Below are 21,984 nucleotides of genomic sequence, written 5' to 3'. Positions count from 1 at the left end.
CGGGCGCCCGACCCAAAGTGCACGATCGGGTGAATCGGAAATTCGTTGATCAACCGCTTGTCGCGATCTGGACTTCGTGGCACATTGGATCGATCGTCACGATTCGATAACGGCGCGTCGTTGTGGCTGGTAGCAGCGGCGGAACCGGCGCCGTGATCGACTTCATAACGTTTTGCCCATCCCGCGTAAGGGAATGGACGGACCGACGTTCCCGGGGCATGGAGGCCGTGTTCAATCCCCGAAACGAGCGCGATCGCGAAGAACCTTCGGAAATGGCCGCCGCGGTGGAGATCCTGGTCTACGCCGACCGGCTGAATACGCGTCATGGGGTCGCGCGATCGCTGCAGGGCGCGCCGGGAATCGGGCGCGTCGAATGCGCGGCGACCGGCGACGAACTCGTCAGCAGGTACGTCCGGTCGCCTGCCGACGTGGTGTTCGTCGCCGTCCGGCCGGGCGAGCCGTCCGGTCCCGCGGCCGCGGCGACCTTGCTGTCGGTCGCGCCCGATGCCGCGGTGATCATGTTCGGCTCGCCCGGCACGGTCGCCGCGGCGAGCAGCGCCCTGGTGCCCGGTGTCGGCGGATTCCTCCAGAATCACGACGGCCTGTACCCCGAGCTGACCATCGCTGTCACGCCCCATGACATCGCACCGCCCGCCGTCGAACGTCCACATCTGTCCGAACGCGAGCTTCAGATCCTCTGGGGTATGGCCCAAGGCAAGCGGAACCTCGATATCGGCGCCGATCTCGCCCTCTCCGAGGACAGCGTCAAAACTCATTGCAAGCGGATCTTCCGCAAATTGGGTGTCCACGACCGAGCCGAAGCGGTCGCTGCGGGCTTTCGTGCCGGTTTCCTCTCCTGACGCCGTGTGCGGTGGATCAAGCTCGCGGGGCTACCCGGCGCGGAGTTGCCGACCCTGGCCTGGGCCGACGACGTCGATCCGGCGAACACGAGGCCCGTCCGGCCGCCGCCGCGACCGGGACGAGCCCGTTCCTTCACATGTGAAGCGGCATTGCTTCGGTCATTTTCAGCCTTTCTGGGCGTCGAGCCACTCGGCGAACGTGGGGCCCGCGAGCTTGGCGTGCGGACCCGGCAGGAAAGCGCCGGCCGCCGCGATTTCGGCGTCTGGCATGCCGGCGCCGTCGACGCCGACGACCTCGATGCCTCGGCGGGCAGCGAGGAGACGGGCCGCGTCCGCCATGATTTCCTTGCGGGGCCCCGCGATTTCGGGGATCGGCGGTCCCGGGTCCTGCTGGGCGACGGCGAGGTCGACCAGTTCCTCCGCGACGGTGCGGCAGGCCACGAGCTGAGTGGGCAGGGCGGGCAGGTGGACGACGTCACCCTGCTGCCAGTCCAGGAGCTGGCCGACGAACTCGTGGAACTGCGCGGCCCGCAGGAGGCGAACGGGGAGAGGGCCCGCCAGGAGGAGTTCCTCGTGCACCTTCTTGGCGGCGAGGAAACCGGCGGTGGCCTTGTCGGCGCCGATGATCGACGCCGCGGTGATCCGGGCGACGCCCGCCTGACGGCCGGCTTCGTGCAGATTGCGGGCCGATACACGGAAGAATTCCGTCGCCGCCTCCTGTTCGGAGCCGTGCCACGAGGCGACGTCGATGATGCCTTCGGCTCCGGCGAGTGCTTCGGCGAGTCCTTCGCCGGTGACGATGTCCACGCCGGTGGCCCGGGACATCGGCACGACGTGGTGGCCTCGTTCGGTGAGGACATCGACGACGTGCCGTCCCAGCCTGCCGGTCGCTCCGGCCACTGCGAACTTGCTCATGTTTCGAACCTTTCTGGGAAAGTCAGTCGGTGTAGTTCTGGCCGGGCGGCATGCCGGGAATCGGCTTGGCGATGAGCGCGGCGGGGGCGAAGAAGCCGATATGCGCGATCGCCATGACGAGCGTCCAGAGCGCCTTGGCGTCGTAGCAAGCGGATGCCTTGGCGTACAACGAATCGGGGACTCGTTCGCCGGACGGATTCGGAGTGAAGACCGCCTCCACGAGTTCCAGCGCGATCCGTTCGGGGTCGGTGAAGCAGGTGGCGTCCTGCCAGGTCGCCACCGCGGTGATGCGTTCTTCAGGCTCCCCGGCCTGCCGGAGAGCGCCGGTTTCGCGGATCGTGAAGTACGTGCTTCCGAGCAGTTGCCCGGCGCGCAACTGCAGCAGCGCGATGGTCGTCGGGGGAATGGCGCCGTTCTTGAGGACCTTGTGCAGACCGCCCGCGACCTCGGCCATCTCGGGGACGAAAGGGATCGGGTTGGGCATGCGCGATCGCGGGCCCGCCGTCGTCGACATGGGGATGGGGTTTCCTTTCTCTTGGCGTCGTGCCCAAGAGATCCCGGCGACCCGATTCCCGTGACAGAACGGCCTTGTGACACAGGCCACTGGGTTTCCGCGTTCAGGCGCCCAGGCGGTTGTAGATCCGGCTGGCCAGGGAAGCGGCCAGCTGGTTCAACGGGCTCCAGGGCTCGCTGAGCGCGAACCGGCCGAGCAGCTCCGCCACCGCGTAGGCCTCGGCTTCCGAGAGCAACGTCGCGCGCTGGTCTCGCAGCCCCTGCTCGGCCAGGCGGGTGAGAGCTTCGGCGTACTCGTCCAGGTCACGCACCTCTGCCAGGCCGTACCGCTCGTCGAGCGAATCTCCCGCGAGGTCGTCACTCATGGCCCTGGTGCTCCTTCTGCTGTCGTCCAACCGGCGCGCTGCAGAAAATCTATGGTGGCCGGGGTAGACATTCAACGGCGGGTGTGTGTAATGTTCTCCTTGTACCGAGAAAGACAACGTCAAGCAGGCGCGGGAGATGACGTAACTACCCGCGAGATGTGAGATGAGCCGGCCAGGCGGGCGCTTGGCCGGGAGCAAGATCTCAGGGCCGGGTTGTGAAGAAGGTTCGACCAGGTAGTGCCGGCCCTGGCGGAAGTGCACGAAGCGGGCGGAGCACGTGCGCCCGTGAAGAACACGTAGTTGTAGTCAGTCAATGCAGTTGCAGGACCGGTCAGGTGGCCGGAGCCGATCAGTGACGGGGCTCCGGGCAGTGACCAGCGGCGTCAGCGTGCTGGGACCGATCAGTGGAAGGGTTCCCGCCGGTGTCGTCCGTAGCAGGTGAAGTAGCAGTACCCAGTAAGTGGAAAACACAGGAAAGAAGGGAACGGCAACATCATTGGATCGCCCGCAGCGGCAAGGTAGCGCCGCGCGGGTGCCGTAGTTCCATCGAGTTCGGAGGTGGTTCGCGGTCACGAATGAGCGATCCCCGCGAGGTCCGGCTTCCCAGCGGACGCGGGTGCAAGAGGCCGGCGGTCACGTCGGTTGACAATGGTGAAACCCAACCCTGAGGACCCCGGGTGCCGTGCTGGCACCCGGGGTCCTTTGTGATGTGGAGGTGGAATGATCCCTGCCCAGAACGGACCGGCCTCGCCCGACGGGGCCGACAAATTCGATGACGAGCACTACCCCGCCTACACGATGGGCCGGGCCGCCGACATGCTCGGCGCCACCCAAGGCTTCCTGCGCAGCCTCGACGAGGCCGGGCTGATCACCCCGCAGCGTTCCGCCGGCGGCCATCGCCGCTACTCCCGGCACCAGCTCCGCCTGGCCGCCCGGGTGCGGGAACTGGTCGATCAGGGCACCGCCGTCGAGGCCGCCTGCCGCATCGTCACCCTCGAAGACCAGCTCCACGAAGCCCAGCGCCTCAACGCCGAACTCCGCGCCGACGACTGAAATCCCCGCCCTGTGAACGCCCTTGTCCGGATCGGGCAAGGGCGTTCGTGCGTGGATGTCGAGACGGCCGAGCCCGCTCCGACCCCCTTCCGGAACACCGGAGCGAAGGAGGTCTCGCGATGAGCAAAGTGGTGCTGGACGTGTCGATGTCGCTGGACGGTTTCACCGCCGGGCCGAATGTCCGGGCTGAAGAGCCCATGGGCGACGGCGGGGAACGGCTGCACGAGTGGATGGCCGGGGAGGGCCCCGACGCCCGCGTTTTCGAGGAGGTGAACGCGAGGGTCGGGGCCGCCGTCATCGGCAGGCGCACCTTCGACCTCGGTCTTCGGCCGTGGGGCGGGACGCCGTGGCCCGGTGTCCCCAGCTTCGTGATCACCCACCGGACCGGGGAAGACCTCCTTGGCGACAACGGAGGCACGTTCGCCTTCGACGGGCTGGAGGCCTCGGTCCGGCGTGCCAAGGACGCGGCAGGGGACAAGGACGTCCTCGTGCTCGGGGCCGACGTCGCCGGGCAACTGCTGGCCGCGGGCCTGCTCGACGAGGTCCACCTCCACCTCGCCCCCGTGGTGCTGGGCCGGGGGACCTCAGTGTTCGGCGGGCGTCTTGGCGAGCTCGTCCCCCTGGGTGAACCTGTCGCGGGCGCCGCCACCCACCTGCGTTATCGCGTCCGGTGACTACCACGGGATGGTGGCCCGGATGGCGGCCGAGATCGGTTCGAGGTCGGCCACGAGGCGATCGAGTTCGCCGGGGCTCAGGGCGTTGTAAGGCGCCTCCGCGAGCCGGTCGGTCATCGCCTCGACGCGCTCCTTCGTGGCCCGGCCCGAGTCGGTGAGCCGGTCGTCGGACCCGATCAGGCCGCGGTCGCGCATCCCGTCCACGACCGCGGCCAGCTGCGCGGCGGGGAGATGCCAGACCCGGCCGAACTCGTTCGCGGGGATGCCGACGGACAGGGCGTGGAGCACGTGGCATTCCGTCCCGCCGACACCCTCGGCCACCAACGCGACGGTGTGGCCGTCCCCGCGGTGCTCACGCAACAGGGTGGCCGCGTGCCACAGCCGGGCCACGGGTTCCTCCGGGACCGGGAGCGTCCGGACGGCGGCGAAAAGGGCCCGTCCCTCGACGGGTGCGCTGGTCGCCGCTTTCAGCAGGAGTTCGCCGGCGCGGGTGACGCCGGGGTCGTCGGCGAGGTCACCGAGGATCCGCCGAATCCCCGCGACGCAGCCCCGTTCGCGGGCGGCCAGCGCCGCTTCGGGCGTGGTCAGCTCCCAGACCTTCGGGAGATGCCGTGCCACCTCGCCCGGGGCGAAGTTGTAGAAGATCGCGTGGATCACCTCGGCGGGCACCGACCGGCCGAACGGCGCGGCCCGTCCGGCGAAGTAGGCGTCCCACTGGTTGCGCAGGCCGAGCGCGATCAGCGCCTCGTCCGACTCGTCGGCGAAGTAGGGGATCAGGCCGATGGGCTCGACCAGGTCGTACATGCGGCGGGCGACGGGTTCCGGGTGCGACATCTCGTCTCCTGTGGTCGTGGCGGGGCGCCCTCGTGGCGACCCTCTCGACCAGGCCACGAACGCCGCACCCGGAAATCGACATCGGCTCCGCGACCTATTTCAGGTGCCGGGCGATGAACCGGCCCGCCGAGTCTCCCTCGAAGTGCGGGACGCCGGTGTGCCCGCCCATGTTGGCGTGCAGCGTCTTCTCCCGCGAACCGAAGGCGTCGAACAGGTCGAGGGCGTGCTGCCGGTCGTTCCCCTCGTCGTCCCACTGCAGCAGGACGAGCAGCGGGATGGTGACCTGCCGCGCCTCTTCGAGGATGCTTCGCGGCACGTAGCTCCCGGCGAACAGGACGGCGGCCGCGATCCGGGGTTCGACCCTCGCCAGCCGGGTCGCGATGGCGATCACCCCGCCCGAGAACCCGACCGGACCGCCGATCCCGGGCAGCGTGAGAAGGGCGTCCAGAGTGGCCCGCCATTCCGGGACCGCCGCGTCGACCAGCGGGAGGACGAGCCGGTCGACGATGTCGTCGCTGACGGGCTCCCCGGCCTTCAGTGCGCTCAGCAGGTCGGCGCGGGCTTCGTCGACGGCGGGGAAACGGGGCCGGTCGCCGGCTCCCGGGAGTTCGATGGTGGCCGCGGCGTAGCCCGTCGCCGTGCAGGCCAGGGCCCTGGCCGCGAGCCGGGGATACATCCTGCCGAGTCCGCCGGGGTGCCCCATCAGGATCAGCCGGGCCGGTGCCGCCGATTCGGGCGTCCACAGGATTCCGGGGATGTCGCCGAGGGTGAACTCGCGCTCGAGGGCACCTTCGAGGCGTCGTTCGGAAGTGAACTGCATGGTCGTGCCTTTCGGGAGTGCTCGTGAAACGGCGCTCCCGGACGACCTATCGCCCGGCCGTGACCCCTGAGGGGAGCACCCTGGTCGGAATGTCCACGGGTACCACCTCCTCGTTCGTTCGCACGGCCTCCGGCAAGGTAGCAGCGGCCGCGATCCCGCGCCAGCGCTTTACCCGATGACCGAAAGCCCGTCCGCCACGACGACGCCGTCGTGCAGCACCGTGCGGTCCTTGCCGCGGTCCATCACCGCGCTCGTCGGGGTCTCGCCGTCCACCAGCACCAGGTCGGCGCGGTCGCCGACGGCCACTCCCGACCGGTCGTCGATACCCGCCAGCCGCGGGACGTCGTGGCTCATGATCGACGCGCCGCCCATCGTCGCGACGGCCAAGGCCATCTCGATCAGGTCGTCGCGGCGGAAGCCGTTGGTGAAGGCCAGCTGCCAGGTGCGGTCGAGCAGGTCGCAATTGCCGTACGGGCTCCAGTAGTCCCGCTGGCCGTCCTCGCCGAGGCCGACGCGCACGCCCGCGGTCGTGAGGTCCGCGAGCGACAGCTGTCCGTCGGTGGACGGCGCGACGGTCGCCATCGCGATGTCCAGCTCGGCGAACGTGTCGATCAGGCGGCGGCTCACCGATTCCGAGATCGAGCCCAGTTCGTACGCGTGCGACATGGTCACCTTGCCGCGCATGTCCAGCGCCCGGACCCGCTCGATCACCAGGTCGGTCGAGAACACGCCGAGGTGGCCGGGCTCGTGCAGGTGGATGTCCACCTCGACGCCGTACTTCTCGGCGAGCCCGAACACGACGTCGAGATGTCCCTTGGGGTCCTTGTCCAGCGAGCACGGGTCGATCCCGCCGACGACCGTGGCGCCCGAGCGCAGCGAAGCCTCCAGCACGTCCACGGTGCCGGGCTCGCGCAGGATCCCGGCCTGCGGGAACGCCATGATCTCGACGTCCGCGTGCTTGGCGAAGCGTTCCTTCGCGGCGAGGACGGCTTCGAGCTTTTCGAGCCGGCAGTCGACGTCCACCTGCGCGTACGTGCGCACGCGGGTGGTGCCGTTCGCGATCATGCGCTCCAGCGTCCCGGCGACGCGTTCGGGCAGCGGGACCTCGGCTTTCCGCCAGTTCTCGCGGTCGTTCAGCATCATCGCCCAGACACCGGGCGCGCCGGTGTGCGGCCGGAACGGCAGCCCGATCCGCGTCGAGTCCAGGTGGACGTGCACGTCGCTGAACGACGGGAACAGCAGCCGCCCGCGCCCTTCGACCGTGTCCGGCGACGGCGCGGCGGCGGGATCGTGCGGCCGCACCGCGGTGATCCGGCCGTCGGCCACCTCGACGTCGCTGCGCTGTCCACCCCAGGGGCGGACGTCACGGATCAACACGGGGACACCTTTCTCGCCGGACTCTCTTTGGTATACCAAATCCGGTGAGCGGCGGCAACGTCACTTGGTGTGCCGGTACGGGCGCGTGTGCCCAGTCTCCGCGTTGTGCTTGGTGATGTGGTCGATCCCCATCGCTTCGAGCCTCGGGTACTCGGTCACGTCGAACACGTTGTCCTCGCGGCGATGCGGGTAGACGTCGTGTCCCTTGCCCGGCCAGTAGGGGAAGACCACGTGCGTGTCCTTGTTGGAGTTCTTGGCGAAGGTTTCGGAGACGTAGTCCCATTTCTCCTGGACGAGCGGCTTCCTCGGGTCGTTGGGATCGTTGATCCACCCGGGCATCTTGATGTTGTTGTCCTTGAGGGTTCCCTCGAGGGTGTTGCCGCCGTTCTGCTTCGCGATCTTGGTCGCCTTCTCCTCGACCGAGCCGAGGTACTCGTCCTCTTCGCCGCGTTTGCGTTTCTTGGTACCGCCGGACCAGAAGAAGTGCTTGTCCGCCTTCAGGATCTGGTCGAGCTTCGGCTTGAACTTCTCGAACTCCTCCTTCGACATCTTGTCGACGTCGATGGGAGGCTTCCGCGGGCTCCGCCGCAAGGGCTGGGGTTGCCCGCTGGGCCCGACCGGCTGAGGTCGCTGCTGGCTGCCCGGACCGCTTCGCCCGCAGGGCGGGACGAGGCCGAGCGGGTCCCCGATGAGCAGCGGCTGGTCGACGTAGCCGACGGGGTTCGGCGCGGCGGCGAGGCCGAGCGGGTCCTGGCTGAGATAGCGCGACGTCCTGGGGTCGTAGTACCGGAAGACGTTGTAGTGCAGCCCGGTCTCCTCGTCGCGGTGCTGGCCGGGGAACGCCAGCGGCATCGACGCGGTGTCGGCGCCGGGCAGCGGCACACCCCAGAAACTGCTGCGGTCCTGCCAGACCAGCGTGCCGTGTTCGTCGAGCAGTTCGGTCGGCGTTCCCGCGGGCGACGTGATCACGGCACGGAACACGGCGTCCTCGAGGGCGCCGGTGCGCTCGATCTGCACGACGGGGCGGTCGTCGTCGTAGCGTTCCCAGGTCAGGAGCCGGTAGGACTCGTCGGCGGGGTCGTAGTCCATCCGCTCGACCACGGTCATCCCGCTCCACAGGAACCGGACGTCGTGCGTGAGCTCGGCCTCCCCTTCCGGGCCGATCAGCCAGCGGCGTTTCGCGAACCGCCGCCCGAGCGGGTCGTAGTGGTAGGTCCAGAACGCGCCGTCGGGGGTGCGCACGGAGCGCAGCCGGTCGAGGTGGTCCCACTCGTAGGCGCAGGACTGGTCCGCGACGACCCGGCCCCGCTCGTCGCCGCGGTAGACGTCTTCGCCGATGGTGATGGTCCCCGCGGCGTCGTGGGTGAACCGCTCGACCCCGGCGGGTCCGCGCGCCTCGCTGACGCGGCCCGCGGTGTCGAAGGTGAGCCGCCAAGGCCGGATCGCGTCGTCGACGGCGGCGAGCCTGCCGTCCGGCCGGTAGCCGTAGACGCGCTGCCCCACGCCCGCGATGTGCTCCTCGGCGAGCCGGTCTTCGGCGTCGAACCGCCGCCGGAGCACCACGGTGCCGTCGACGCTGCGCGTGATCTCCCGTTCGGCGTCGTCGTAACCGAACTCGACTTCGTGGCCGGCGATCCGCAGCGAGCGCGGCAGCCCGGACCCGGTGAACCGCCACTCACTGTCCACACCGGACGACGTCCGCCGGACGAGCACGTCGCCTTCGTGGCGCCAGCACACCCCGAGCCCGTTGATCGTGTCGACGACGACCCGGTCCCCGTCGTCGTGGACGAACTCGACCCGCGATTCGGTGTTCTCGGCGACGGTCATCCGGCCGAGCGCGTCGTATTCGTACCGCGTGACGTCGTCCGGGGTACGCCTCGCCACGACGTTGCCCTGGATGTCGTAGTCGTACTCGGTCGCGTCACCCGTACTGCTGGTCATGCGCAGCAGTTGCCCCGCCGCGTCGTAGGTGTAGCCGATCCGGCGGCCGTCGTAGTCGACCTCCTCGACGAGCCTGCCCGCGGCGTCGCGGACATAGCGCCAGGTGCGGCCGTTCGGGTTGGTCACCGAGGTGAGCCGCAGTTCGCCGTCGTAGGTGAACAGCGTGCGCGCGCCCGCGGCGTCGGTCTCTTCCAGGACGAGGCCGAACGGGCCGTACTTGCGGCGACGCGCGGCACCCGCCGCGTCGCGGTGCTCGACGACGTGGCCTTCGGCATCGTGCACCCACGTCTCGCGGCCGCCGTCCGGACCGAGGCGCCAGGCACGGCGCCCGTCGGCCGTCCAGCCGAGCCGTGCCGCGCCGCCGGAGGCCGTGTACGCGAGGCGGGGGCGGCCGAACAGGTCGCGGTCGCCGGGACGGTCCGTCACGGGGGCGTCGGTCAGCGGGTCGGGCGCGTCCGGGATCTCCACCGGCATCCCGGTGCCGACCAGGGTGGTGGCCGGGTCGAACGCGGGGACCGTCCGCCGGACGTCGCCCGCCGACAGCCGGACCTCGCCGTCGGCGTGTGTCACCAGCACCGTCGATCCGCCGGGGCGGTGGACGGCGACCAGCTCGCCGTCTTCGTCGTACTCGTAGCCGGTCTCCCGGCCGATTTCGTCCACTGTGGACAGCAGCTCGTCGCGCCGGTTCCAGGCGTAGCGCTGGGAGTTGCCCAGCGGATCGACGCGTTCGACCAGCTGCCTGGCGGCGTTGAGGCGGTACGTCCACGTGTGGCCCGCGGCGTCGGTGTGCCGCGTCGTGCCGGGTTCGTAGACGAACGTCGCGTTGTAGTAGCCGCTCGCCCCGACCGCGCGGACGCAGCGGCCGGCGTCGTCGTAGACGTAGCGGTACCAAGTGCCCGTGCGGTCCTTCCAGCCGACGAGCCGGTGACTGAAGTCGTAGTCGAGGGTCATCGGGCGGCCGGCGTAGTCCGAGACGACACTCAGCTGGCCGAGCCGGTTGTACGAGAAGCGCACCAGAGGCGGCTGTCCCGGCGCGCCGATGGTGACGATCCGCCCGTTCGCGGTGCCGATCGCGAGTTCGACGCCGTCGTCACGGCGGAGCCGCGCGGGCGTTCCGTCGGGCGCGTAGGCGAATTCGGTGCGGGCGCCGTTCTGTTCGATGGCCGTGAGCGGAAGGATCCGGCCCGCGCCGGCGAAGAGCAGTTCACGATCGCCCATCGACAGCCGGTAGCCGTCCGCCGCGCGGCGCAGCCGGTGCCGTGGACCCTGCATCGGCAGGACGGGGAGACCCGCCGGGACCGGATAGGTCAGCACCATGCCGTCTTCGGCGTAGAACAGGATCCGGTCGCGCTGTACCGCCAACCGCTGGTCCATTGTGGACGTCCAAGATGGACCGAACCAGCGGCCGGCGGTGTAGGACGACAGATGCGTCCGGGAGAGTTCGAGTTCGGCCGCGTCACCCGGCAGCGTCACGTCGACCTGCTTCATGACGACCTCGCCCGTCGCGACGTCGACGGGGTCACCGCAGTAGTTCTTGGAATCCGACGACGTCGAGCGGTCGCCGTTGCCGTCCTTCTTGGTGGTGTCGGTGTTGCCGCCCCGGTCGCGGGTGCCACCGCCGCCGCCCGTGCCGCTGGTGTTCGTCTGGTCGTTGTCGCTCTTGGTGTTGGTGCTCTTGTCGTTGGTGTTGCCGTCGTTGCCGCCGGGCTTACCGCCCCCATCGGCGCTGGAGCTGCTGGTGCCTTCGTCGATCCCGCGGTCGTTGCCGCCCTTGGTCTTGGGCGGTGGGGGCGCGTCCACCTTGCCGCTCTGCAGCTTGCGCAGGGCCTTGGCGGCGTCGTCGAAGAGCGTGTCCGCCCGCTTGAGCAGCGGCATCAGGCCCTTGAGCGCCTTGACGAGCTTGGTGGTGAGGTCGGCAATCTTCGCGGCGGTCTTGGCGACCGCGGTCACCACCTGCGGCACCACCCAGGTCAGGCCGATGCCGAGGGTGAACAGCACCTGCAGCGCCCAGCTGATCAGGTGACCGACGAGTTCGGCGATGATGTCGCGGACCAGGGTGCGGACGGCGGCGACGACCTCGCCCGCGGTCTTGACCCCGCTGGACGCGCCCTCGCAGCCCTTCTGCGCGGCGGTGAGCACGGTGACCGTGTCCTGCGACCGCTCGCGGTAGCGGTCCGCGGCGTCACCCGCCCACGTCCGCAGGTCGGCCTTGACCAGGTCGGTCAGATCCGTGCCGATGGCACCGAGTTCCTTCGCGATGTTGGACCAGGTCTCGGCCTGCGCCTTGATCTGATCGGCGTCGCCGGTCAGGGCGTCGAGCGCGTCGGAGAGCGGGCCGACGTGTTCGAGCAGCCAGCCGACGCCCGCGGCGAGGATCGAACCGAAGGGGTCCATGGCCATCGACAGCGCGTCGAGAGCCGTGCCGACGGCACCCATCGCGACCGCGGCCCAGTCGCCCTTCTCGATGCCTTCCTTGAGGTCGATCGCGGATTCCAGCAAGGGGACACCGGAGTGCGCCTTGGTGGAGTCCTGGCGCTCAGCGACCAGCGGATTCGCCATGTATGCCGTCTTTCCTGCCTCGGGAACCTCACCGACTGGGCAGCCGATTTCTACCATCGCAGCGCCGGGGCCTCCCCGTGCGGAACGGATCTTTGTCCGGCCGCCGCAAGGACGACCCCTACGGGCAGGGTCTTGCAAGTTCTGCTATGTGGAAGTTAACCTCCGCAGATTGAAATTGCCCGGCATCGCTCGCTTCTATCGAGAGGCGGATCCATGGTGAAGAGGACGCGGGCCGAAGCGGCCGCGAGCGGCAGGCCCGAGGACGAACGGCTCGGGATCGGCAAGAGTTTCACTTACGGCATCCAGCACGTCCTGACGATGTACGGCGGGATCATCGCGCCGCCCCTGATCATCGGCGGCGCCGCGGGCGTCTCGACCGCCGAGATCGGGCTGCTGGTCGCGTCGTGCCTGTTCATCGGCGGTCTGGCGACGATCCTGCAGTCGTTCGGCATCCCCTTCTTCGGCTCCCGGCTGCCGCTGGTCCAGGGCACCTCCTTCGCGGGCGTGGCGACGATGACCGCGATCGTGGCCGACGGCGGCTTGCCCGCCGTGTTCGGCTCGGTGATCGCGTCCGCGGTGCTCGGCCTGCTCATCACGCCGGTGTTCTCCCGGCTGGTGAAGTACTTCCCGCCGGTGGTCACCGGGACGGTGATCACCGTGATCGGGCTCAGCCTGATGCCGGTCGCGGCCCAGTGGGCGATGGGCAACAACACCAAGTCGCCGGAGTTCGGCTCGGTCTCCAACATCGGCCTTGCCGCCATGACGCTGGCGATCGTGCTGCTGCTCAGCAAGGTCGCCGTCCCGGCCATCTCCCGGCTCTCGATCCTCCTGTCGATCGTGGTCGGCACCGTACTGGCCGCCGTGCTGGGCAAGGCCGACTTCTCGCGGGTCTGGGACGGCCCGATCTTCGCGGTACCGACCCCGTTCGGTTTCGGCGCGCCGACCTTCGACGTCGCCGCGATCGTGTCGATGTTCATCGTCGTGCTGGTGACCCTCACCGAGACCACGGCCGACATGCTCGCGGTGGGGGAGATCGTCGGGACGAAGGTCGGCAAACGCCGGATCGGCGACGGGCTGCGCGCCGACATGGCCTCCTCGGCGGTCGCGCCGGTCTTCAACGGGTTCATGCAGAGCGCGTTCGCCCAGAACGTCGGGCTGGTCGCGATCACCGGGGTCCGGAGCCGGTTCGTGGTGACCGCCGGCGGCGTGATCCTGCTGGTACTGGGCATGCTCCCGGTACTCGGCCGGGTCGTCGCCGCGATCCCGTACCCGGTGCTGGGCGGCGCCGGGCTCGTGCTGTTCGGCACGGTGGCGGCGTCCGGTATCAAGACCCTGTCCAAAGTGGACTACAACGGGAACATGAACCTGGTGATCGTCGCCGCGTCGGTCGGGCTGGGGATGGTCCCGATCGCGGCGCCGGAGTTCTACCACCACTTCCCGGCGTGGGTCGGCACGATCTTCCACTCGGGGATCAGCTCGGCCGCGCTCATGGCCGTCGTGCTGAACCTGCTGTTCAACCACCTGAAACCGGCCAAGGCGGGCAGCGACCCGTCGGTGTTCGCGACCGCGACCAGGGTGATCGACTACTCCGATCTCAAGGCCTTCTCGCGGCTCAAGGACGGCGACCGGATCGTCGACGGCAAGATCGTGGACGCCGAGGGCAAGCCGGTCGAGGTGTGCGACGAGGACGGCAAGCCGGTGCCCTACCGGATCGGGTCCGAGCCGGACGGCCACTGACGCGGCGGGAACACCACGCCGATCGCTCGATCGGGACGCTCAACGTCCCCAAGGTCACATTCGGGACATCCCGGGCCGGAAATCGGCGGTCAACCCCCTCCTGGTGACCCGCCGAGGGTGACCTTGACCTGGCGATCTGCACGAATTTGAGACGGCGACGTGTGTTACCGGGCAAGACCTGCGAGAATGGTCCACGAGATCGGGGCATCGAATGAGCTCAGACTCGCTATGAAGAGCAGGTAGAAAAAGTATGGCTCAGGGCAGCGTTAAGTGGTTCAACGGCGAAAAGGGCTTCGGCTTCATCGCTCAGGACGACGGCGGACCGGACGTTTTCGTGCACTACTCGGAGATCCAGGGCAGCGGTTTCAAGTCCCTGGACGAAGGGCAGCGCGTCGAGTTCGAGATCGGCCAAGGTCAGAAGGGCCCGCAGGCCCAGCGCGTCGTCGCCATCTGACTTTCTTCACGCCGAAGGCCTCCATCCGGACCGGGTGGGGGCCTTCGGGCGTTTCGGGACCCGATATCGTCGTTGCATGCTTGTGATCGTTCGTGAGCACCCGTGCGGCCGGACGCGGTGAGCCGCTCCGCCCTGGAGCCGGAGCAGGTCGGGCGGAAGGTGCGGTTGCGCGAGGTCGGGCTGGGGGATCGCCGGGTCCTGATGGGCTTCGACCGTGACATGGCCCGCGAGGCGACGCCGCTGATCGGCGGCGGGCACCGCCACTGGGCCTCACACCGTTCGGGATCCTCCGGCGACGACATCCACTTCGGCATCGAGACGGTGCGCGGCCGGATGCTGGTCGGCTCGGTCTGCACCATCGGCGCCGACCCGGTGACCGGCCGGTTCGGCTACGGCATCGGGATCGCCCCCCGCCACCAGCGCTGCGGATACGCCACGGACGCCATCACCGTCCTCCTGGCCCACATGTTCGGGCAGCGCGGCTTCCGCAAATGCGAGGTCACCGTGTACGGCGGCAACCTGGCGTCGCTGTCGCTGCACGGCGGTCTCGGCTTCCGCGAGGAAGGCAGGCTGCGCGACACCGAGGTGGTGCGCGGCGAGATCAAGTACCTCGTGCGGATGGGCATCACCGCCGAAGAGTTCGCCGCGCGTCCCGTGGACAGCCTCGCCGACCTCGGCAGGCGTGGCCAGCACCGGCGGCCCCGGCGCGGCAAGCACTGGCGCACGCCCGCCGCGATCAGCGGCTGATCATCCCGGATTCGTAGGCGAAGACGACCGCCCGGACGCGGTCGCGGAGGCCGAGTTTCGTGAGGATGCGGCCGACGTGGGTCTTCACCGTCCCGGGCGAGAGGAACAGCAGCTCGGCGATCTCGGCGTTGGACAGGCCGCGGGCCAGGTGCTGGAGCACCTCGTGTTCGCGGCCGGTGAGCAGGGCGAGCCGGTCGTCCGGCGGCGACACGGGCAGGCCGGTGACGACGCGGTCGAGCAGCCGCCGGGTGACGGTCGGCGCGAGGGTCGCCTCGCCGGAGGCGACCACACGGACACCGGCGAGCAGATCCGGCGCCAGCGCGTCCTTGAGCAGGAAGCCGCTGGCCCCCGCCTGGAGCGCGGCGTAGACGTATTCGTCCAGGTCGAACGTGGTCAGCACCAGGACGCGGGTGCGATGGGCCGCGGCGATCGCGGCGGTGGCCTCGACGCCGTCCATCTCGGGCATCCGGATGTCCATGAGCACGACGTCGGGATCGAGGTCCGCCACCAGCGCGACGGCCTCCGCGCCGTCGCCCGCCTCGCCGACGACGTCGATGTCGTCCGCGTTGTCCAGGATCATCCGCAGTCCGGTGCGCACGAGCGCCTGGTCGTCGGCGATGACCACCCGGATCGTCATGACGGCAGGGTCGCGCGGACGGCGAAGCCGCGCTCCGGCCGCGGTCCCGCGTCGAAGGTGCCGCCCAGTACGTTCACCCGTTCCCGCATCCCTTCGAGGCCGTGCCCGGTGCCGGACGGTGGTTCGGCCGCGACGCCGTCGTCGGTCACCTCGATCTCCAGCGTGCCGGGGCCATAGCGCATCACGATAGTCACCGACGCGGCCGGACCGGCGTGTTTCAGCACGTTCGTCAGCGCTTCCTGCACGATCCGGTAGGCCGCAAGGTCCACTGTGGACGGAAGGGGCCGGGGTTCCCCTTCGACGCGGAACTCGACCGGCGTGCCCGCCGACCGGATGTCGGCGGCCAGCCGCGGCAGGCGTTCCGCACCGGGCCGGGGCTCCCAGTCCGGCTCGTCCTGGCCGAGCGCGCCGAGCAGCCGCCGGATCTCGCTCAATGCGGTGCGCCCCGTGTCGACGATGGCGTCCAGCGCCTCCCGTGACCGTTCGGGTCGCCGTTCCAGCTCCGCTTGCGCGCCCTGTGCCTGCAAGACCACCACGGAAAGGGCGTGCGCGACGACGTCGTGCAGTTCGCGGCTGATGCGGCCGCGTTCGGCGGCCACGGCCAGCGCGGCCTGGGTGTCGCGTTCGCGTTCGAGGTCGGCGGCCCGCTGCTCCAGCACCGACAGGCGGATCCGGCGCTGCCGCGTGTTCAGCCCGGCGAGCCACGCCACGCCGAGCGACAGGCCGATGGCCGGAAAACCGCCCCAGTCCTGCACCTGGTGGTCGTCGGCGTCGGTGGCGACCGGGGCCAGCCGATCGATGACGATGATCCGCGGCGGCATCGGGACGGGGGTCCGCGTGTTCGCTTCCGATGCATAGAACGACCACGCCCCGGCGACGAGCAACCCCGCGGCCAGCAAACCGGCGGAACGCCGTCGCGACCCCCAGGCCGCGACGGAGAAGAGACCGATCAGCGCCACGACGTCGACCGGTTTGAGGTCGTTGCCCATGACCAGATGCAGGAGTGAGGCCGTCCCCCCGGCCGCGAAGGTGATCGTGGGATTCCGGTGCCGGACGAGCAGGGAAGCCAAGGCCACCAACGAGACCAGCCACCACTCGAAGCCCTCCGGATCGTCCGCCGAGACCACAGTGGACAGTCCGATGAGGATGGTCAGGCCGCGGTCGACGGCTCTCGGGTGATTCCTGAGGAAGGCCAGCACCAGCCGAGCGTAATCGGAGGAGCGGGCGGCGCGAATCCCTCTCGCGGCAGACCCAGGGATACGACCTGCGGCAGACGCGCGAACACGGCGGCGGGCTCCAGCCTGGTCGCAGGAAGATCCTCGACAGAAACGGAAACCTCATGAGAAGGCTTCTCGTCGCGCTGGCCGCCCTCGCCGGCATGGTGTCGTTGGCGAGCCCCGCCACCGCGGCCCCGCGCCTGACGCTGCCGCCGCCGACCGGCTCGTATCCCGTCGGCTCCACCGACCTCCACCTCGTCGACAGCTCGCGTCAGGACCCGTGGGTGCCGTCCGGGCCGCGCGAGCTGATGGTGTCGATGTTCTACCCCGCGCCGGCGCCGATCGGCCCGAAACGGCCCTACCTCACCTTGGCCGAGGCCAAGGCGTTCCTGACCGAATCGGGCCTTCCCGACATCGACCCCGCACTGGTCGCCGGAACCCGCACCAGCGCCAGGGTCGACGCCCCGCGCCTGCCGGGGAAGCGCGCGCTCGTCGTCCTGTCGCCGGGATTCGGCAAACCGCGCACGACGCTCACCGGGCTCGCGGAAGAGCTGGCGAGCAAGGGGTTCGTCGTCGCGCTGATCGGCCACAACTACGAGTCCCACGGCACCGCCTTCCCCGACGGACGCGTCACCGAATGCGCCGCGTGCGGATCCGACTCGACACTCATTCCGCCGATCCGTTCCGCGGACGTCTCGTTCGTCCTCGACACGCTGACCAGGCCTTCGTCGCGCTGGTCCCACCTGATCGACCGGACGCGTATCGGGATGGCGGGGCATTCCATCGGCGGATACAGCACGCCGACCGCGATGATCGACGACTCGCGGATCCGCGCGGGCGCCGACCTGGACGGCAGGCTGTGGTCGCCGATCCCCGCGTCCGGGATCGACCGGCCGTTCCTGCTGCTCGGCCGCGAAAGCGAGTACACCCCGGCCGGCCTGGACACGACGTGGGCGGGCAGCTGGCCGAACCTCACCGGCTGGAAGCGCTGGATCAGCGTCGCGGCGGCCGGGCACGCGTCCTTCACCGACGTCGGTGTCCTCGGTGAACAGCTCGGGCTCGGCAAACCCGAGCTGCTCGGCGGCGAGCGAGGAATGGCGCTGACCAGGGCGTATGTGTCCGCGTTCTTCGACAAGAACCTGCGCGGCGGGCGTCAGCCGCTGCTGGACGGGCCGGTGCCGGGTAACCCCGAGATCAAGTTCTGGAACTAGGCGAGGACGGTCCCGGTGAGGTCGCCGGAGAGCTTCCAGAGCCGCGCGGCCTCGCCGGGATCGATCGCGTACGGGCGCACGCCGACCCACTCGCCCTCTTCGGGGGCGAGCTCGGCGACGTCGCAATCCTCGCAGTAGAGCCCGCCCATCCCGTCGAGCATCGGTGACGTCGCCGCCCAGACCTGGGTGGCCGCGCCCTGCTCCGGCGTTTTGAAGTCCGGGTCGGCCTGGTTCCCGTGCTCGTCGATCCAGCCGCGTTCGACCATCTCCTCCGGCCGCAGATGCCGCTGCAGGGGAGTGAGGATCGCGCCCGGATGCAGGCTGAACGCGCGGATCCCGTGTTCGGCGCCGAGCGCGTCCAGCCACACCGCGAACAGCGCGTTGGCGGTCTTGGCCTGGCCGTACGCGAGCCAGCGGTCGTAGCCGCGCTCGAACTGGACGTCGTCCCAGCGCATCGGCGAGGAATGGTGACCGGCGGAGGACACCGAGACGACGCGGGCACCACCGGCCGCCTTCAGCGCGGGCCAGAGCCGGCTCACCAGGGCGTGGTGGCCGAGGTGGCAGATCGCGAAATGCGACTCCCAGCCGGGGCCCACCCGTCGTTCCGGCGCGGCCATGATCCCGGCGTTCGCGATCAGCAGGCCGACCGGGCGGCCGGTGGCGAGGAACCGCCGGGCGAAGGCCTCGATGCTCGCCGGATCGGCGAGGTCGAGCTCGTCGACCTCGGTACCGGAGATCCCGGCGAGGGCGGCCTCGGCGTCGGCCGGGCGGCGCGCGGGGACGACCACGTGCGCGCCCGCGTTCGCCAGCGCGCGCGTGGTTTCCAGGCCCAGCCCCGAATAGCCGCCGGTGACGACGGCGAGCTTGCCGGAGAGGTCGATCCCGTCCAGTACCTCGGCGGCGGTGCTGCGCGCGCCGAAACCGGAGCCGATCTTGTGTTGTGCGTTGGTCATGAGGCGGACGCTAGGAGCTAGAGGGCGCTCTAGGTCAAGGGCGCTATCGTCGGTGCGGTGACGGAACTCGCGATCGGCCAGGTCACCGCCCGGACGGGCCTCAGCGTGCACGCGCTTCGCTTCTATGAGAAGGAAGGGCTGCTCGCGGCGCCGGTGAAACGGGACGCGGGCGGCCGCCGCGTGTACACCGAGCAGGACGTGGATTGGCTGGTGAACTGCACGAAGTTCCGGGCGTCCGGGATGCCGCTCGCCACCATCCGCGAATTCGCCGGACTCGTCCGGCAAGGGCCGGGAAACGAGGAAAAGCGGCTGGAGCTGCTGCGGGAACATCAGAAGACCGTCCGGAATCGGATCGCCGAACTGGCCGATTGCCTGGAGCTGATCAGCCGGAAGGTCGAGATCTACGAGGAGCATGTCGCGCGGGGGACGGCGGACGGGCTCTGGCGCTAGCCGTCACGTTTCGCGCGGCGGTCTCGTCACAGGGACATGACCACGAAACTCGCCAGGTTCACGGACCAGAAGACGATCCTGCTGAAGACTTTCAAGCGGGACGGCACGCCCATCGGGACGCCGGTCAACATCGCCGTCGAAGGGGATCACGCGTACATCCGTACGTATGACGCGGCGTGGAAGGCCAAGCGCTTGCGGAACGATCCGCGGATCGAGATCGCCCCGTCGACGTTTCGCGGCACTCCGACCGGGGAGCCGGTGCGCGGGCGGGCCCGTCTGCTCGAAGGTGAAGAGGCCCGGCACGCGGCCGCCCTCCTGGCCGGGAAGCATCGGCTCCTGCACGGGTTCTTCGTCCCGCTCGTGCACCGGCTGAAGAAGTACAAGACGCTCCATTACGAGGTACGGCTCGATTAGAGTCCATAATGGACAGACGTTGCCACCCGATCGGTGCAACGTTTCGCCTGGCGATGGGCGTGAGCGGCCCTTAAGCTTTTCCGCTTGTGACCTGCGAGGTGAGACGATGAGGTCCTTCGGTGCGGTGGATCCGATCAAGCTCGCGCTCGCCGGGCTCACCACCATGGCGCTCGGGATGGCGGCGGCGCTCAACGCCGACGCGCTGCCGGTCATCGGGGGCGGCACCACCTATTCCGCCGAATTCTCCGACGCGGGCGGGCTGCAGGCGGACAACGACGTCCGGATCGCCGGGGTGAAGGTCGGCAAAGTGTCCGAGATCGACCTCGAAGGCGACCGCGTGCTCGTGTCGTTCCGGGTGAAGGACGCCTGGGTCGGCGACGCCACGAGCGCGTCCATTCGGATCAAGAACGTGCTGGGGCAGAAGTATTTGGCGCTCGATCCGCACGGCGAAGCGGTCCTCGATCCCGGAGATCCCATTCCGCTGCGGCGGACCACCGCGCCGTATGACGTTCTTGAAGCGTTTCGGGATTTGTCGAAAACCGTCGACGCCATCGATGTCGGCCAGCTCGCGAAAAGCTTCGACACGATTTCGGCGACCTTCGCCGATACGCCCGCCGACGTCCGCTCGGCGCTGGACGGGATCTCGAAACTGTCCGGCACCATCGCCTCCCGCGACCGGCAGCTCCGGACGCTGCTCGCGAACACCCGGCAGGTGTCGCGGACCCTCGTCGACCGCGACACCGAGGTCCAGCGGCTGATCCAGGACGGCAGCGCGCTGCTGCGCGCGATCTCCACCCGGCAGCAGGCGATCAAGGATCTGCTCGACGGATCTAAACGGCTCGCGACCGCGCTCGACGGCATCATCGCCGACAACGACGGCCAGCTCGGGCCGGTGCTCGAACAACTCGACCGGCTGACGTCGATGCTCCAGCGCAATCAGGATTCGCTGGCCAAGGGGATCGCCGCGTTCGCGCCGGCGATCCGGGTGCTCACCAACGTCGCGGGCAACGGGCGCTGGATCGACGGCTACCTGTGTGGGCTGGTGCTGCCCACGTTCGGTCCGCTCAACGAAAAGGGCTGTTTCGACTCGTGATGGAAGGCGTATCTCGCGTGATTGGAGCCGTAACTCGCGTGATCAGAGGCGGAACACACGAGTTACGCCTTCAATCACGCGAGATACGCCTCTGATCACGCGAGTTGCGTGTCAGGGCTTCGTCCGCCGCAACCAGTACAACCCGATCACCGGCAGCACCAGTGGGATGAAGAGGTATCCCTGGCCGTAGACCGACCACACGGTGGCGTGCGGGAAGGCCTCGCGGTCGAAGAGGCTGAAGGTGCCGATGGTCAGCACGCCGAGCAGTTCGACGGCGCAGGCGACCAGCGCGATCCGCCACCAGCCCGCGCCGCGGCGGGCCAGCGCGACGGTGGCCAGGAGATAGACGAGGGCCGCGAACGCGGAGAGGGCGTAGGCCAGCGGCGCTTCGTGGAATTTGGTGCTGATCTGCACGGCGGCGCGTGAGGTCGCCGCCAGCGCGAAGATCGCGTACACGGCGACCAGGATCCGTCCCGGGCCGGAAGCCTTGTCCACCGTCTTCTCCTCGGTTTCCTCACGCACTGGCGCCCGCCCAGACCTCGTGCAGCCGCAGGACCATCACCGGGATCGCGAGACAGGCGATGCCGAGGATCACGGTGCTCGACCGGGTGCGCTCGGCCAGCGCCCAGACCGTCCCGAGCGGGAGCACGACGAGACAGCCGATCAGGTAGGCGAGATAGGTGGCCATGCTGCCGGGATTGCCGCCGCCGATCAGCAGCACGACCCCGATCACGAGCTGGGCCACCAGCAGGAGTTCGACCACGGCGAGGCCGGCGAGCAGTGCGTTGTCCGGCAATTTCCTGCGCGCGGCCTGGACGAAACTCCACGCCGCGACCAGCGTCGCGCAGATCGCGACGGTCACCGCGAAGCCTGTGATCACGTCGGCCTCCTTACCTGCTCCACCGGCGACAACGTACCTCCGGGCGGATCACCGCCGACGGGCGACCGGCAGGGTGCGTGGCGGGCGCCACGCACCGGCGCACTGGTCCAGACCTCGGGTGAATAGATCACGAAGCGCGTTCGGTTGGCGCTCTGTCAATTCGGTCGAGCGATTTTGTGTTGGCCACCTGGACCAGGGATTACCTCGCCGGTTCGTTCCTGTTACACACCGACCGGGTGGTTGAAATACGAGTTGATCTCACGCTGGGTACCCCTACCAT

General features: G+C 69.3%; 22 protein-coding genes. 10 read left to right on the top strand and 12 right to left on the bottom strand.

Annotated features, from left to right (window positions below; genetic code table 11):
- The first annotated feature begins 272 nt into the window (after positions 1 to 272).
- Positions 273 to 860: a response regulator transcription factor gene (locus NQK81_RS21175; protein WP_257489466.1), complete on the top strand. Its 588-nt coding sequence runs from the start codon at positions 273 to 275 to the stop codon at positions 858 to 860.
- A gap of 165 nt (positions 861 to 1,025) precedes the next feature.
- On the opposite strand, the gene NQK81_RS21170 is transcribed toward NQK81_RS21175, so the two are convergent.
- From NQK81_RS21170 to NQK81_RS21160, 3 genes are all read right to left on the bottom strand, one after another.
- Positions 1,026 to 1,775, bottom strand: a complete 750-nt coding sequence (locus tag NQK81_RS21170; protein WP_257489465.1) for an SDR family oxidoreductase — start codon at positions 1,773 to 1,775, stop codon at positions 1,026 to 1,028.
- 22 nt (positions 1,776 to 1,797) lie between these two features.
- Positions 1,798 to 2,289 carry a carboxymuconolactone decarboxylase family protein gene (locus NQK81_RS21165; RefSeq protein WP_257489464.1) on the bottom strand — a complete coding sequence of 164 codons (492 nt, stop codon included), beginning with the start codon at positions 2,287 to 2,289 and terminating at the stop codon, positions 1,798 to 1,800.
- Positions 2,290 to 2,392: 103 nt separating this feature from the next.
- Positions 2,393 to 2,653, bottom strand: coding sequence for a hypothetical protein (locus tag NQK81_RS21160; protein ID WP_257489463.1), 261 nt, complete (start codon positions 2,651 to 2,653; stop codon positions 2,393 to 2,395).
- Between the two features lie 720 nt (positions 2,654 to 3,373).
- Between NQK81_RS21160 and NQK81_RS21155 the strand changes: the two genes are divergently transcribed.
- Both NQK81_RS21155 and NQK81_RS21150 read left to right on the top strand, forming a co-directional pair.
- Entirely contained in the window at positions 3,374 to 3,706 is a 333-nt protein-coding gene (locus NQK81_RS21155; protein WP_126732331.1) for a MerR family transcriptional regulator, read from the top strand.
- Between the two features lie 119 nt (positions 3,707 to 3,825).
- Positions 3,826 to 4,380, top strand: coding sequence for a dihydrofolate reductase family protein (locus NQK81_RS21150; protein WP_257489462.1), 555 nt, complete (start codon positions 3,826 to 3,828; stop codon positions 4,378 to 4,380).
- On the opposite strand, the gene NQK81_RS21145 is transcribed toward NQK81_RS21150, so the two are convergent.
- The 4 genes from NQK81_RS21145 to NQK81_RS21130 form a co-directional block, all read right to left on the bottom strand.
- On the bottom strand, positions 4,381 to 5,214 hold the full coding sequence (locus tag NQK81_RS21145; protein WP_257489461.1) for an SCO6745 family protein: 834 nt from the start codon (positions 5,212 to 5,214) through the stop codon (positions 4,381 to 4,383). It lies immediately after the preceding gene.
- Between the two features lie 94 nt (positions 5,215 to 5,308).
- The gene (locus tag NQK81_RS21140) at positions 5,309 to 6,034 is read right to left on the bottom strand and encodes a dienelactone hydrolase family protein (RefSeq protein ID WP_257489460.1); all 726 of its coding nucleotides are present in this window, start codon (positions 6,032 to 6,034) and stop codon (positions 5,309 to 5,311) included.
- 168 nt (positions 6,035 to 6,202) lie between these two features.
- On the bottom strand, positions 6,203 to 7,411 hold the full coding sequence (locus NQK81_RS21135) for an amidohydrolase family protein (protein WP_257489459.1): 1,209 nt from the start codon (positions 7,409 to 7,411) through the stop codon (positions 6,203 to 6,205).
- Between the two features lie 60 nt (positions 7,412 to 7,471).
- Complete coding sequence (locus NQK81_RS21130) at positions 7,472 to 11,911, bottom strand: DUF6531 domain-containing protein (protein ID WP_306856050.1); 4,440 nt, start codon at positions 11,909 to 11,911, stop codon at positions 7,472 to 7,474.
- Between the two features lie 213 nt (positions 11,912 to 12,124).
- On the opposite strand from NQK81_RS21130, the gene NQK81_RS21125 reads away from it, so the two are divergent.
- From NQK81_RS21125 to NQK81_RS21115, 3 genes are all read left to right on the top strand, one after another.
- Positions 12,125 to 13,648, top strand: a complete 1,524-nt coding sequence (locus NQK81_RS21125) for a nucleobase:cation symporter-2 family protein (RefSeq protein ID WP_257489458.1) — start codon at positions 12,125 to 12,127, stop codon at positions 13,646 to 13,648.
- 250 nt (positions 13,649 to 13,898) lie between these two features.
- The gene (locus NQK81_RS21120; protein ID WP_005149851.1) at positions 13,899 to 14,102 is read left to right on the top strand and encodes a cold-shock protein; all 204 of its coding nucleotides are present in this window, start codon (positions 13,899 to 13,901) and stop codon (positions 14,100 to 14,102) included.
- Between the two features lie 102 nt (positions 14,103 to 14,204).
- Entirely contained in the window at positions 14,205 to 14,849 is a 645-nt protein-coding gene (locus NQK81_RS21115; RefSeq protein ID WP_126732325.1) for a GNAT family N-acetyltransferase, read from the top strand.
- Here NQK81_RS21115 and NQK81_RS21110 read toward each other — a convergent pair.
- Both NQK81_RS21110 and NQK81_RS21105 read right to left on the bottom strand, forming a co-directional pair.
- On the bottom strand, positions 14,839 to 15,486 hold the full coding sequence (locus tag NQK81_RS21110; RefSeq protein WP_257489457.1) for a response regulator: 648 nt from the start codon (positions 15,484 to 15,486) through the stop codon (positions 14,839 to 14,841). The two genes, NQK81_RS21115 and NQK81_RS21110, sit on opposite strands and share 11 nt — an antisense overlap.
- Positions 15,483 to 16,685, bottom strand: coding sequence for a sensor histidine kinase (locus tag NQK81_RS21105; protein WP_257489456.1), 1,203 nt, complete (start codon positions 16,683 to 16,685; stop codon positions 15,483 to 15,485). Before NQK81_RS21105 ends, NQK81_RS21110 begins: the two co-directional genes overlap by 4 nt.
- Before the next feature lie 140 nt (positions 16,686 to 16,825).
- Here NQK81_RS21105 and NQK81_RS21100 point away from each other — a divergent pair, with 140 nt between their 5' ends.
- Entirely contained in the window at positions 16,826 to 17,914 is a 1,089-nt protein-coding gene (locus NQK81_RS21100) for an alpha/beta hydrolase family protein (protein ID WP_257489455.1), read from the top strand.
- Here NQK81_RS21100 and NQK81_RS21095 read toward each other — a convergent pair.
- Positions 17,911 to 18,867 (bottom strand): SDR family NAD(P)-dependent oxidoreductase, encoded by a 957-nt coding sequence (locus NQK81_RS21095; protein ID WP_257489454.1) that lies wholly within the window; start codon positions 18,865 to 18,867, stop codon positions 17,911 to 17,913. The two genes, NQK81_RS21100 and NQK81_RS21095, sit on opposite strands and share 4 nt — an antisense overlap.
- 57 nt (positions 18,868 to 18,924) lie before the next feature.
- Here NQK81_RS21095 and NQK81_RS21090 point away from each other — a divergent pair, with 57 nt between their 5' ends.
- The 3 genes from NQK81_RS21090 (at position 18,925) to NQK81_RS21080 (ending at position 20,824) form a co-directional block, all read left to right on the top strand.
- Positions 18,925 to 19,317, top strand: a complete 393-nt coding sequence (locus NQK81_RS21090; protein WP_126732320.1) for a MerR family transcriptional regulator — start codon at positions 18,925 to 18,927, stop codon at positions 19,315 to 19,317.
- 36 nt (positions 19,318 to 19,353) lie between these two features.
- Positions 19,354 to 19,731, top strand: coding sequence for a PPOX class F420-dependent oxidoreductase (locus tag NQK81_RS21085; protein WP_126732319.1), 378 nt, complete (start codon positions 19,354 to 19,356; stop codon positions 19,729 to 19,731).
- Between the two features lie 106 nt (positions 19,732 to 19,837).
- A complete protein-coding gene (locus tag NQK81_RS21080) occupies positions 19,838 to 20,824 on the top strand; it encodes an MCE family protein (RefSeq protein WP_257489453.1) in 987 nt (328 codons plus the stop codon).
- 111 nt (positions 20,825 to 20,935) lie between these two features.
- Here the strand turns inward: NQK81_RS21080 and NQK81_RS21075 are convergent, their stop codons facing one another.
- On the bottom strand, positions 20,936 to 21,346 hold the full coding sequence (locus tag NQK81_RS21075) for a hypothetical protein (RefSeq protein ID WP_185927053.1): 411 nt from the start codon (positions 21,344 to 21,346) through the stop codon (positions 20,936 to 20,938).
- Positions 21,339 to 21,704 (bottom strand): hypothetical protein, encoded by a 366-nt coding sequence (locus NQK81_RS21070; protein WP_034310381.1) that lies wholly within the window; start codon positions 21,702 to 21,704, stop codon positions 21,339 to 21,341. The genes NQK81_RS21075 and NQK81_RS21070 overlap by 8 nt, the downstream gene beginning before the upstream one ends.
- Between the last annotated feature and the right edge of the window lie 280 nt (positions 21,705 to 21,984).

Origin of the sequence: Amycolatopsis roodepoortensis (assembly GCF_024628825.1) — a bacterium.
In the GTDB taxonomy this organism is placed as follows: domain Bacteria; phylum Actinomycetota; class Actinomycetes; order Mycobacteriales; family Pseudonocardiaceae; genus Amycolatopsis; species Amycolatopsis roodepoortensis.
The sequence above is the reverse complement of the archived record's forward strand: the minus strand, read 5'-3'. Positions and strand labels throughout refer to the sequence as shown.

What these genes read in the sequence shown, in the direction of transcription:
- NQK81_RS21130 (WP_306856050.1), bottom strand. Translation starts at nt 11,911, where the DNA reads ATGGCGAATCCGCTGGTCGCTGAGCGCCAGGACTCCACCAAGGCGCAC.
- NQK81_RS21125 (WP_257489458.1), top strand. Translation starts at nt 12,125, where the DNA reads ATGGTGAAGAGGACGCGGGCCGAAGCGGCCGCGAGCGGCAGGCCCGAG.
- NQK81_RS21080 (WP_257489453.1), top strand. Translation starts at nt 19,838, where the DNA reads ATGAGGTCCTTCGGTGCGGTGGATCCGATCAAGCTCGCGCTCGCCGGG.
- NQK81_RS21175 (WP_257489466.1), top strand. Translation starts at nt 273, where the DNA reads ATGGCCGCCGCGGTGGAGATCCTGGTCTACGCCGACCGGCTGAATACG.
- NQK81_RS21150 (WP_257489462.1), top strand. Translation starts at nt 3,826, where the DNA reads ATGAGCAAAGTGGTGCTGGACGTGTCGATGTCGCTGGACGGTTTCACC.
- NQK81_RS21140 (WP_257489460.1), bottom strand. Translation starts at nt 6,034, where the DNA reads ATGCAGTTCACTTCCGAACGACGCCTCGAAGGTGCCCTCGAGCGCGAG.
- NQK81_RS21145 (WP_257489461.1), bottom strand. Translation starts at nt 5,214, where the DNA reads ATGTCGCACCCGGAACCCGTCGCCCGCCGCATGTACGACCTGGTCGAG.
- NQK81_RS21155 (WP_126732331.1), top strand. Translation starts at nt 3,374, where the DNA reads ATGATCCCTGCCCAGAACGGACCGGCCTCGCCCGACGGGGCCGACAAA.
- NQK81_RS21170 (WP_257489465.1), bottom strand. Translation starts at nt 1,775, where the DNA reads ATGAGCAAGTTCGCAGTGGCCGGAGCGACCGGCAGGCTGGGACGGCAC.
- NQK81_RS21100 (WP_257489455.1), top strand. Translation starts at nt 16,826, where the DNA reads ATGAGAAGGCTTCTCGTCGCGCTGGCCGCCCTCGCCGGCATGGTGTCG.
- NQK81_RS21110 (WP_257489457.1), bottom strand. Translation starts at nt 15,486, where the DNA reads ATGACGATCCGGGTGGTCATCGCCGACGACCAGGCGCTCGTGCGCACC.
- NQK81_RS21120 (WP_005149851.1), top strand. Translation starts at nt 13,899, where the DNA reads ATGGCTCAGGGCAGCGTTAAGTGGTTCAACGGCGAAAAGGGCTTCGGC.
- NQK81_RS21165 (WP_257489464.1), bottom strand. Translation starts at nt 2,289, where the DNA reads ATGTCGACGACGGCGGGCCCGCGATCGCGCATGCCCAACCCGATCCCT.
- NQK81_RS21095 (WP_257489454.1), bottom strand. Translation starts at nt 18,867, where the DNA reads ATGACCAACGCACAACACAAGATCGGCTCCGGTTTCGGCGCGCGCAGC.
- NQK81_RS21160 (WP_257489463.1), bottom strand. Translation starts at nt 2,653, where the DNA reads ATGAGTGACGACCTCGCGGGAGATTCGCTCGACGAGCGGTACGGCCTG.
- NQK81_RS21085 (WP_126732319.1), top strand. Translation starts at nt 19,354, where the DNA reads ATGACCACGAAACTCGCCAGGTTCACGGACCAGAAGACGATCCTGCTG.